This window comes from Pseudomonas sp. TH10 (assembly GCF_016651255.1).
Classification (GTDB): Bacteria; Pseudomonadota; Gammaproteobacteria; order Pseudomonadales; family Pseudomonadaceae; genus Aquipseudomonas.
This window is the reverse complement of record NZ_JAEKEG010000107.1, coordinates 1-10,331: the sequence shown is the minus strand read 5'-3', so window position 1 is coordinate 10,331 and position 10,331 is coordinate 1. Positions and strand designations below refer to the sequence as shown.

General features: G+C 57.7%; 6 protein-coding genes and 3 pseudogenes. 8 read left to right on the top strand and 1 reads right to left on the bottom strand.

What is annotated here, in order from left to right; translation table 11 throughout:
* Together cysS and JFT80_RS16855 are read left to right on the top strand one after the other, a co-directional pair.
* A partial coding sequence (gene cysS, locus JFT80_RS16860) for a cysteine--tRNA ligase (protein ID WP_201148620.1) occupies positions 1 to 1,311 on the top strand: 1,311 nt, incomplete at its 5' end.
* 582 nt (positions 1,312 to 1,893) lie between these two features.
* Positions 1,894 to 3,101: pseudogene (locus JFT80_RS16855) on the top strand (MFS transporter).
* A gap of 97 nt (positions 3,102 to 3,198) precedes the next feature.
* On the opposite strand, the gene JFT80_RS16850 reads toward JFT80_RS16855, so the two are convergent.
* Positions 3,199 to 5,031, bottom strand: coding sequence for a sigma-54-dependent Fis family transcriptional regulator (locus JFT80_RS16850; RefSeq protein ID WP_201148619.1), 1,833 nt, complete (start codon positions 5,029 to 5,031; stop codon positions 3,199 to 3,201).
* A gap of 311 nt (positions 5,032 to 5,342) precedes the next feature.
* Here JFT80_RS16850 and JFT80_RS16845 point away from each other — a divergent pair, with 311 nt between their 5' ends.
* The 6 genes and pseudogenes from JFT80_RS16845 to JFT80_RS16820 form a co-directional block, all read left to right on the top strand.
* The gene (locus JFT80_RS16845) at positions 5,343 to 6,437 is read left to right on the top strand and encodes an ABC transporter ATP-binding protein (RefSeq protein ID WP_201148618.1); all 1,095 of its coding nucleotides are present in this window, start codon (positions 5,343 to 5,345) and stop codon (positions 6,435 to 6,437) included.
* The gene (locus JFT80_RS16840; RefSeq protein WP_201148617.1) at positions 6,437 to 7,549 is read left to right on the top strand and encodes an ABC transporter ATP-binding protein; all 1,113 of its coding nucleotides are present in this window, start codon (positions 6,437 to 6,439) and stop codon (positions 7,547 to 7,549) included. The genes JFT80_RS16845 and JFT80_RS16840 overlap by 1 nt, the downstream gene beginning before the upstream one ends.
* Positions 7,546 to 8,412: a carbohydrate ABC transporter permease gene (locus tag JFT80_RS16835; RefSeq protein WP_201148616.1), complete on the top strand. Its 867-nt coding sequence runs from the start codon at positions 7,546 to 7,548 to the stop codon at positions 8,410 to 8,412. The genes JFT80_RS16840 and JFT80_RS16835 overlap by 4 nt, the downstream gene beginning before the upstream one ends.
* Positions 8,413 to 8,420: 8 nt before the next feature.
* Positions 8,421 to 9,222 (top strand): annotated as a pseudogene (locus JFT80_RS16830) (carbohydrate ABC transporter permease).
* A 10-nt stretch (positions 9,223 to 9,232) separates the two neighbouring features.
* Positions 9,233 to 9,505, top strand: coding sequence for a DUF2160 domain-containing protein (locus JFT80_RS16825; protein WP_045062321.1), 273 nt, complete (start codon positions 9,233 to 9,235; stop codon positions 9,503 to 9,505).
* 48 nt (positions 9,506 to 9,553) lie between these two features.
* Positions 9,554 to 10,331 (top strand): annotated as a pseudogene (locus JFT80_RS16820) (carbohydrate ABC transporter substrate-binding protein); the annotation flags it as partial.

Genomic DNA, 10,331 nt, shown 5'->3' with positions numbered 1-10,331 from the left:
ATGTACGTCTGTGGGATGACCGTGTACGACTACTGCCACATTGGCCACGGCCGCAGCATGGTCGCGTTCGACCTGGTGACCCGCTGGTTGCGGTTCAGCGGTTACAACCTGACCTACGTGCGCAACATCACCGATATTGAAGACAAGATCATCAATCGCGCCCGCGAAAACGGCGAGCCGTACGACGCACTGACCGAGCGCATGATCACGGCAATGCACGAGGACGAGGCGCGCCTCAATATCCTCAAGCCGGACATGGAACCGCGTGCCACCGATCACATTCCGGGCATGCTGAGCATGATCCAGACCCTGATCGACAAGGGTTACGCCTACGCCCCGGGCAATGGCGACGTGTACTACCGCGTCGCGAAGTTCATGGGCTACGGCAAGCTGTCGCGCAAGAAGATCGAAGACCTGCGCATCGGCGCGCGGATCGAAGTCGACGAAGCCAAGCAGGATCCGCTGGACTTCGTGCTGTGGAAAGCCACCAAGCCGGGTGAGCCGAGCTGGGAATCGCCTTGGGGCGACGGTCGTCCGGGCTGGCACATCGAGTGCTCGGTGATGTCCACCTGCTGCCTGGGTGAGACCTTCGATATCCATGGCGGCGGCAGTGACCTTGAGTTCCCGCACCATGAAAACGAAATCGCCCAAAGCGAAGCGGCCACCGGCAAGACCTACGCTAACGCGTGGATGCATTGCGGCATGATTCGCATTAATGGCGAGAAGATGTCCAAGTCCTTGAACAACTTCTTCACCATTCGCGACGTGCTGGAAAAGTACCACCCGGAAGTCGTGCGTTACCTGCTGGTGTCGAGCCACTACCGCAGCGCGATCAACTACTCGGAAGACAACCTCAAGGACGCCAAAGGCGCCCTGGAGCGTTTCTACCACGCGTTGAAAGGCCTGCCGAGCGTCGCGCCGGCGGGCGGCGAAGCGTTCGTCGAGCGTTTCACCACGGTGATGAACGACGACTTCGGCACGCCGGAAGCCTGCGCAGTGTTGTTCGAGATGGTGCGTGAGATCAACCGTCTGCGCGAGAGCGATCTCGATGCCGCGGCCGGTCTGGCAGCACGTCTGAAAGAGCTGGCGAGTGTGCTGGGTGTGTTGCAGCTTGAGGCGGATGACTTCCTGCAAGCAGGCGCCGAAGGGCGTGTCGATGCAGCTGAAGTGGACGCGCTGATTGCTGCACGTCTGGCGGCACGGGCGGGCAAAGACTGGGCCGAATCCGACCGCATCCGCGACCAGCTCACCGCCATGGGCGTGGTGCTGGAAGACGGCAAGGGCGGCACGACCTGGCGTCTGGCTGACTGATTGCTGTGCTTGCTACAAACAAAACCCGCCTTGTGCGGGTTTTTGTTTTTTGGGTGCATGCGGTCGAGGGGTAAACGCGTTTTAGTGGTAAGGAGTGTGGGCGTTGTTCAAAGTGTGCAGCGCTTATACTTGAGTGGTTGACTTTGTGTGTAGTTTCGGTTTTTCGAATTAGCAATAAGTTCGTTAGTTTTTTTGTGAGGTTTTTCCGAAGAACCAGTAGGAAGTTTCCTTTTTGGTTATTTTAGTAAAGACAGTCGTGGTTAAGTAAGGAAGTGTGTGATCCAATGGATGATGTTTCTTGAGCTAGCACTTGTCCGCGATTCAGGTGCAATCAACTTTAGAAGTGCCGTTTTCGCTTCTGGGAGGTTAATGTGCAAGACCTGATTACTTCTGAGTATCCCGATCATGTGTGCATCCACAATTTCTTCGAAGAGCAGGTTGCGCGCAGTCCGGGGTCAACGGTGCTTATCTTTGAGGGCAATTGCACAGCTGAGTAATAACATCCGGTCACCGATAACTTCCCATTAGTTCCGTCAGATACTGTGGGCTACTCATCAGTGTTAAATTCAGAAAGGACAAATAATGGCTAATCCTTATCGCGAACTTCTCACCACCCCGGGCGTCATGGGGTTAGTGATCGCGAGTTCCATTGCCCGTCTGCCCCAGGCAATGATCGGCATCGGCGTCATTACCATGTTAGTGCAGCAGACGGGTCTTTATTGGCTGGCGGGCTCGGTCGCCGGTACTTTTACCTTGGCGAATGCGCTAATCGGCCCGCACGTATCAAAACTCGTTGATCAACGGGGCCAGAGTCGGGTTCTGCCGTTTGTGACGGCCTTCAGCATTGGCATGTTGCTGGCGCTAATCATTGCTGTCTCTCTGAAGGCTCCGGCCCCACTGCTTTTTATTCTTGCGGGATTGGCGGGCACGATGCCGAGCATGCCCGCGATGATAAGAGCACGCTGGACGCAACTTTTCCGCGGCAAGCCGCAATTCACACAGCCTTCTCTTTGGACACGGTTCTAACTGAACTCGCCTTTATCATCGGCCCACCACTCGCCATTGGTTTGAGCGTCAGCTTTTTCGCCGAAGCCGGGCCGCTTGTAGCCGTCTTGTTGCTGCTTGTCGGCGTGACGGCGTTTCTTATGCAACGGCAGACAGAACCGAAGGTGGTCGTTGGCGTTAAAAGGAACGCTAGCTCGATCCTGCTTATCCCCGGCGTTCGTACCATCGTGCTGGCGCTCTTGGCCATGGGTGTGATTGGCGGATCAATCGACGTTGCGGTTGTTGCCTTCGCCAACGCTCAAGGCTGGCCAGCGTCCGCCAGTTTCACCCTGGCAGCCTATGCGCTCGGTTCAATGATTGCGGGCCTGACGTTCGGCGCGATAAGGATTTCCTTACCGATTGAAAAGCAGTTCTTTATCGGAGTTCTGATAACAGCAGTCACAGCCGTGTTGCCCATTTTCTCACCGGACGTCTACATCCTTTCGGGGATGCTGTTTGTGGCAGGTGTGTCATTTGCGCCAACTATGGTCGTCGTCATGAACCTCGGTACTATCATTGTTCCGCCGTCTAGGATCACCGAAGGACTGACATGGATGACAACGGGTATCAGCATAGGCGTAGCGCTCGGTGGAGTACTCTCGGGCTTGATCATAGATACCTATGGTGCACGAGCAGGGTTCGGTGTAGCCATTGCCGCAGGGCTAATAATGGTGGTCATAGTGCTGCTTGGCCTGCGCACCCTTCAAGCCGCGTCAGCGACGTATGCCGAGCCGATCTTTCAATAATTGGCAATGTCCAGCTTGGACAAGTGGACGCAGCACTGCCAGGTGATTCAACTCAGCTATGGCAATGAGTTTGCTACGCCCATTGTGAATTGGTTCATCACTCGGCCTGACGCAACCGCTTGTAAAGCGTATTGCGACTAACCCCCAACCGCCGGGCCAGGTGCGAAATATTCCCGCCCACAGCCTGCAACTGCCGACTTAAATCCTCGGCATCATCCAGATCCACTGCCAGCGGCTCCGGTGCGTCCACCGGCTCCATCTCCATATCGACAAAAAAATCATCGGGCAAATGCTCCGGGCGCACCGGTTGCTCCTCGGCCATGGCCAGCGCCACCTGCATCACGCTGCTGACCTGGCGCAAATTCCCCGGCCACGGGTGGCGAGCAAACAACTCCAGCACCTCACGACTCAAACCCGCCCATTGCGTCGGCTCACGGTGTTGTTCCCAGAGTCGCTTAAACAAAGCCTGTTTATCACTGCGTTCTCTGAGCGGCGGCAACTCCAATGTCAGCCCGCCGATGCGGTAATACAAATCCTCACGAAACCGCCCCAACTGCACTTGTTCACGCAGAGAGCGGTTGGTCGCCGAGATAATCCGCAGATCCACCGGGAACAACTCACTGCTGCCCACCGGTTGCACGCAGCGCTCCTGCAACACGCGCAACAAGCGCGCCTGGGTTGGCAGCGGCATGTCGCCGATTTCATCGAGGAATAGCGTGCCTTTGTCAGCCTTGCGAATCAGGCCGATGCTGCCTTTCTGGTTGGCGCCGGTGAACGCGCCTTTCTCGTAACCAAACAGCTCGGACTCCACCAACTCGGCGGGGATCGCTGCACAGTTCACCGCGATAAACGCCTGGTTGCTGCGCGAGCTGGCCTGGTGCAGAGCCTTGACGAAAACTTCCTTGCCCACACCGGTCTCACCGTGGATGAGCAGCGGAATGTCCTTCTCCAGCAACCGCTCGGCCTGGCGAACCGCTTTTTCCACCCGGCTGTCGCCAAAATGCAAGGTATTGAGACTGATTGCAGCCGATGGCACTGCTGGTTGCTCAACGAACACTCGAGCCTTGACCGGCACTTGCTTGGGCCGTTTTAACAGGCACTGGAAGCGATTGCGTCCCGAGGTCTGCAGGGCGAAGGGCAGATCATCCGGCTGATTCAACAGTTCCAGCAATGACACCTTGAACAGGCTCTCGACGCTCACTCGCGACAGGCTGATGCCGAGCAGATTGTCCGCCCGTCGATTGGCCGACAGCACCTGGCCGCTCTCATCAAAAATCAGCAAGCCGGCCCACTGGCTGTCGAGGTTGTTCAAGCCGGTGTTGAACGTCAATTGGAAGTGCTGGCCGTGGAACAGGTTGAGAATCAGCCGGTTCTCCACGGTCTGACTCATCATCTTGACCATGCCCAACGTGTGCGAGGGCGGCAGGTAGCTGTCGCTGGAGACATCGAGCACCGCAATGACCTTGCGCTCGGCGTCGAAAATCGGCGCGGCAGAGCCGGTCATGAAGCGGTTGGCCTTGAGGAAATGTTCATCGTGTTCGATATGCACCGCCTGCTCGCAAGCCAGCGCGGTGCCGATGGCATTGGTGCCGCTGGAGCGCTCCATCCAGCTCGCCCCGGCCTGAAAGCCGCGAGCCAGATTCGGTTCGATAAAGCGTTGCGTGCCCCACGACGTCAGCACCTGGCCCTGATTGTCGGCGAGCATGATCAGGCAATTGGAGTTGCTGAGGATGTTTTCGTAGTAGGGCAGCACTTCCTGGTGCGTGGTCTGCACCAGAGAGTGATGGCGGTCGAGCAAGTGAGCGATGCCGGCGCTGGGCAACTGATCGAAAGCCGGGGTGCTTTGGTGCTCAAGACCGAACGCGCGGCAGCGTTGCCAGGAGTCCTGGACGATCGCGTCATGGGAGAGCGGCGAGGCAGGTACGGCCATGGCAGGCGATCTCTGAGCTGACTTTTATTGTTTTTATGGGTACTTCAGTTGCCCACGACCTGCGTAGGAGCTGCCGAAGGCTGCTCCTACGGGGACCGTGAACGGTCCATAGAGTGTTGTTCACTATTGTTCATTGTCAACCGGCCAACTGTTCAATTGTTCATTGGCGGTTGTTCATTTCTGTTCAGCATCGAACCCCGGTCGCTCGCCAATTTGGCGTTTTTCCCGGTGGTTCAACCACTTGCCATTTCTGGCACGAAACTCGCTCCCGTGTACAGGTCGCTTGACTCCAATAATAAAAAGGCCGAGCCATGTCACTCACCCTGGAGCACGTCAGCCGCACCGTCGAGGGCCAGACCTGGATCGACGATGCCTGCCTGAAATTCGAACCCGGTTCTTTCAACGTTTTGCTCGGTCGTACGCTGTCCGGCAAGACCAGTCTCATGCGTTTGATGGCCGGTCTGGACAAGCCCGACAACGGCCGCATCCTGATGAACGGCGTCGACGTCACCCAGCGCCCGGTGCGTCTGCGCAACGTGTCGATGGTCTATCAGCAATTCATCAATTACCCGACCATGACCGTATTCGAGAACATCGCCTCGCCACTGCGTCAGGCCGGGGTGTCCAGGGACCTGATCGAGAGCAAGGTTCAGGAAACGGCGAAGATGCTGCGCATCGAGAAATTCCTCCAGCGCCATCCGCTCGAACTGTCTGGTGGCCAGCAACAGCGCACCGCCATGGCTCGTGCCCTGGTCAAGGATGCCGAACTGATCCTGTTCGACGAGCCGCTGGTCAACCTCGATTACAAACTGCGCGAAGAGCTGCGCCAGGAAATGCGCGAGCTGTTCAAGGCGCGCCATACCATCGCGATCTACGCCACCACCGAGCCCAATGAAGCGTTGGCGCTGGGCGGCACCACGACCATTCTTCACGAAGGTCGGGTGATCCAGAGCGGCGCGTCGACCTCGGTCTATCACCAGCCGCAAACCGTGCTGGCCGCCGAGCTGTTCTCCGAACCGCCGATCAATCTGATGCCCGGTCGCATCGCCGGCAACGAAGTCAGCTTCGCCAACTTCGTCCACTTCCCGTTGAACGTCGATTTGCGTCCGGTGGGCGAGGGTGAGTTTCGATTTGGCGTACGCCCCAGTCATATCTCGCTGGTGCCGAGCAACGATGACGATCTGGAGTTGGCAGTCACCGTTGAAGTCGCCGAGATCAGCGGTTCGGAAACCTTCCTGCATGTGCGCAACGAACATTTCCTGTTGGTACTGCACCTGTCCGGTGTTCACGAATACGACGTCGATGCGCCGATCCGCATTTACATCCCGACCCACAAACTGTTCGTTTTCGATGCGCAGGGCCGCTTGGTGCAAGCCCCCGGCCGACGTGTCGCGAGGGTTGCCTGATGGCCGAAATCCGTTTGCAGCACCTCGCCCACAGCTATACGCGCACGCCGAGCGGTCCGGAGGATTACGCGATCCGCGAAATGAATCATGTCTGGGAACAGGGCGGTGCCTACGCCTTGCTCGGGCCGTCGGGTTGCGGCAAGTCGACCTTGCTCAACATCATTTCCGGATTGCTCAGCCCCTCGCAAGGTCATGTGTTGTTTGACGGCAAAGCGGTCAATGACCTGACGCCGGAGAAGCGCAACATCGCTCAGGTTTTCCAGTTTCCGGTGGTTTACGACACCATGACCGTGTTCGATAACCTCGCTTTTCCTCTGCGCAATCAGGGCATGGCCGAGGCGAAAGTGCACAGCAAGGTGCAGGAAATTGCCGAAGTCCTCGACCTGCAAAACCTGCTGAGCAAAAAGGCGCGCAACCTCACCGCCGACGAAAAACAGAAAGTCTCCATGGGTCGTGGCCTGGTGCGCGACGACGTCTCGGCGATCCTTTTTGACGAGCCGTTGACGGTGATCGACCCGCACCTGAAGTGGAAACTGCGACGCAAGCTCAAGCAGATCCACGAGCAGTTCAACATCACCATGGTCTACGTCACCCACGATCAACTGGAGGCCTCGACCTTCGCCGACAAGATTGCGGTGATGTACGGCGGGCAGATCGTCCAGTTCGGTACGCCACGGGAACTGTTCGAGCGGCCGAGCCACACCTTTGTCGGCTACTTCATTGGCAGCCCCGGCATGAACCTGATCGAAGTGCAGCCGCAGCCCGGCGGCGTCGGTTTCGCCTCGACGCACCTGCCGTTGTCCGACGCCATGCAGCGGCATATCGAACACGGTCAGTGGAAAAACCTCAAGGTCGGCATCCGTCCCGAATTCATTCATGTATGGGACGAGCCGTTTGACGACGCGATGCAGGCACAGGTCGTACACGTCGAAGACCTCGGTACCTACAAGATCATGACCCTCGACCTCGACGGCGCGCCGCTGAAAGTGCGCCTGGCGGAAGACAAACCGGTGCCGCAAGGCACGGCGCATATCAGTTTCCCGGCGCAGTGGCTGATGGTCTATGCCGATGAATTCCTCCTTGAAGCCGACAGCAGCGAGGTGCGGCCATGAACAAGGTGCAGAACAACAAGGCCTGGTGGCTGGTGTTGCCGGTGTTTTTGCTGGTGGCGTTCAGTGCGGTGATCCCGATGATGACCGTGGTCAACTATTCGGTGCAGGACATCTTCGACCAGTCCAGCCGCTACTTCGTCGGTGCTGACTGGTACCGGCAAGTGCTGCTCGATCCACGCTTGCACGACTCATTGCTGCGCCAGTTCATCTATTCGGCCTGCGTGTTGCTGATCGAAATCCCGCTGGGCATTGCCGTCGCGCTGACCATGCCGACCAAGGGTCGCTGGTCATCGCTGGTGCTGATCATTCTGGCGATTCCGCTGCTGATCCCATGGAACGTGGTCGGCACCATTTGGCAGATTTTCGGTCGTGCCGACATTGGTCTGTTGGGGTCGAGCCTCAACGCGATGGGCATCAGCTACAACTACGCGGCGAACACCATGGACGCCTGGGTGACGGTGCTGGTGATGGACGTCTGGCACTGGACTTCGCTGGTGGCGCTGTTGTGTTTCTCTGGCTTGCGGGCGATCCCCGACGTCTATTACCAGGCCGCGCGCATAGACAGGGCCTCGGCCTGGGCGGTGTTCCGCCACATTCAATTGCCCAAGCTGAAAAGCGTGCTGTTGATCGCGGTCATGCTGCGCTTCATGGACAGTTTCATGATCTACACCGAGCCATTCGTGCTCACCGGCGGCGGGCCGGGCAACGCCACGACTTTCTTGAGTCAGACGTTGACGCAAATGGCGGTAGGCCAATTCGACCTCGGTCCGGCAGCGGCGTTTTCGCTGGTGTACTTCCTGATCATCCTGTTGGTGTCCTGGCTGTTCTACACCGCCATGACGCACTCCGACGCCAACCGCTGAGGTCTGCCATGAGCAAAAGAAAGCTTATCCCGTTGCTGATCTACATCCTGTTCCTGCTGGTGCCGATCTATTGGCTGCTGAACATGTCCTTCAAGAGCAACACCGAAATCCTCAGCGGCCTGACCCTGTTTCCGCAGGACTTCACCTTGGCACAACTACAAGGTGATTTTCACCGATCCGAGTTGGTACAACGGTTATCTCAACTCGTTGTATTACGTCAGCCTGAACACCGTTATCTCGCTGAGTGTGGCGTTGCCAGCGGCCTATGCGTTTTCGCGTTACCGCTTTCTGGGCGACAAGCACTTGTTCTTCTGGTTGCTGACCAACCGCATGGCGCCGCCCGCGGTGTTCCTGCTGCCGTTCTTCCAGTTGTACTCATCGATTGGTCTGTTCGACACGCACATCGCCGTAGCTTTGGCGCATTGCCTGTTCAACGTGCCGCTGGCCGTGTGGATCCTCGAAGGCTTCATGTCCGGGGTGCCCAAGGAAATCGACGAAACGGCCTACATCGACGGCTACAGTTTCCCCAAGTTCTTCGTGAAGATCTTCATCCCGCTGATCGGCTCCGGGATCGGTGTTACGGCATTTTTCTGCTTCATGTTTTCCTGGGTCGAGTTGCTGCTGGCGCGCACCCTCACTTCGGTGAACGCCAAGCCGATCGCGGCGGTGATGACTCGCACGGTCTCGGCGTCCGGTATCGACTGGGGTGTGCTGGCGGCGGCAGGGGTACTGACCATTTTGCCCGGGATGCTGGTGATCTGGTTTGTGCGCAACCACGTGGCCAAGGGTTTTGCCCTGGGCCGGGTATGAGGAGCTGATGATGGAATGGATGAGCTGGACTGTCCCCACCGCGGTGTTTTTCATCGTCATTGGCCTGATCCTGGTGGGCATGACGACGTGGGAGCTGCGTTCTCCGAGCGTCCTTCGCCGGGGTTTTTTACCGATTGCCACCACCCGTGGCGATCGGCTGTTTATCGGTCTTCTCGGTAGCGCCTACCTGCATTTGCTGGTGATTGGCGCCACCGACTGGAGCATCTGGGTAGCGTCCGCGTTGTCCCTGGTGTGGCTGTTGGCTGTGATGCGCTGGGGCTAGTCGACATCGCTCGGCAAAGTTGCTCCAAAACTCAAACAGGAGGTCTCTATGTTCGACAAAAACAATAAGCTGCGACATAGCATTTCATTGGCAGCCATGCTCGCACTCAGCGGTTTGAGCGCAGCCGCCTGGGCCGATGCATACGAAGACGCGGCGAAAAAGTGGATTGGCAGTGAGTTCAAACCGTCGACCCTGACGGCCGATCAGCAACTCGAAGAGTTGAAGTGGTTCATCAAGGCAGCGGAGCCGTTTCGGGGGATGGAAATCAAGGTCGTTTCCGAGACCCTGACCACTCACGAATACGAGTCGAAAGTGCTGGCCAAGGCCTTCACCGAAATCACCGGGATCAAGCTCACCCACGACCTGCTGCAAGAAGGCGACGTGGTCGAGAAAATGCAGACGGTGATGCAGTCCGACAAGAACATCTATGACGGCTGGGTCAACGACTCGGATTTGATCGGCACGCACTTCCGTTACGGCAAGACTGAATCGATCACCGACCTGATGGCCAACGAAGGCAAGAACTTCACCTCGCCGACCCTCGACATCAAGGACTTCATCGGCATCTCGTTCACCACCGCGCCGGACGGCAAGATCTATCAATTGCCTGATCAACAGTTCGCCAACCTCTACTGGTTCCGCGCCGACTGGTTCGAGCGCGCCGATCTGAAAGCCAAGTTCAAGGAAAAGTACGGCTACGAATTGGGCGTGCCGGTGAACTGGTCAGCCTATGAAGACATCGCCAAATTCTTCAGCGAGGACGTCAAGGAAATTGACGGCAAACGCATTTACGGGCACATGGACTACGGCAAGAAGGACCCGTCGC

Excerpts from the sequence above, each read along its gene's own strand:
- JFT80_RS16845 (WP_201148618.1), top strand. The coding sequence starts at position 5,343 with ATGTCACTCACCCTGGAGCACGTCAGCCGCACCGTCGAGGGCCAGACC.
- JFT80_RS16835 (WP_201148616.1), top strand. The coding sequence starts at position 7,546 with ATGAACAAGGTGCAGAACAACAAGGCCTGGTGGCTGGTGTTGCCGGTG.
- JFT80_RS16840 (WP_201148617.1), top strand. The coding sequence starts at position 6,437 with ATGGCCGAAATCCGTTTGCAGCACCTCGCCCACAGCTATACGCGCACG.
- JFT80_RS16850 (WP_201148619.1), bottom strand. The coding sequence starts at position 5,031 with ATGGCCGTACCTGCCTCGCCGCTCTCCCATGACGCGATCGTCCAGGAC.
- JFT80_RS16825 (WP_045062321.1), top strand. The coding sequence starts at position 9,233 with ATGGAATGGATGAGCTGGACTGTCCCCACCGCGGTGTTTTTCATCGTC.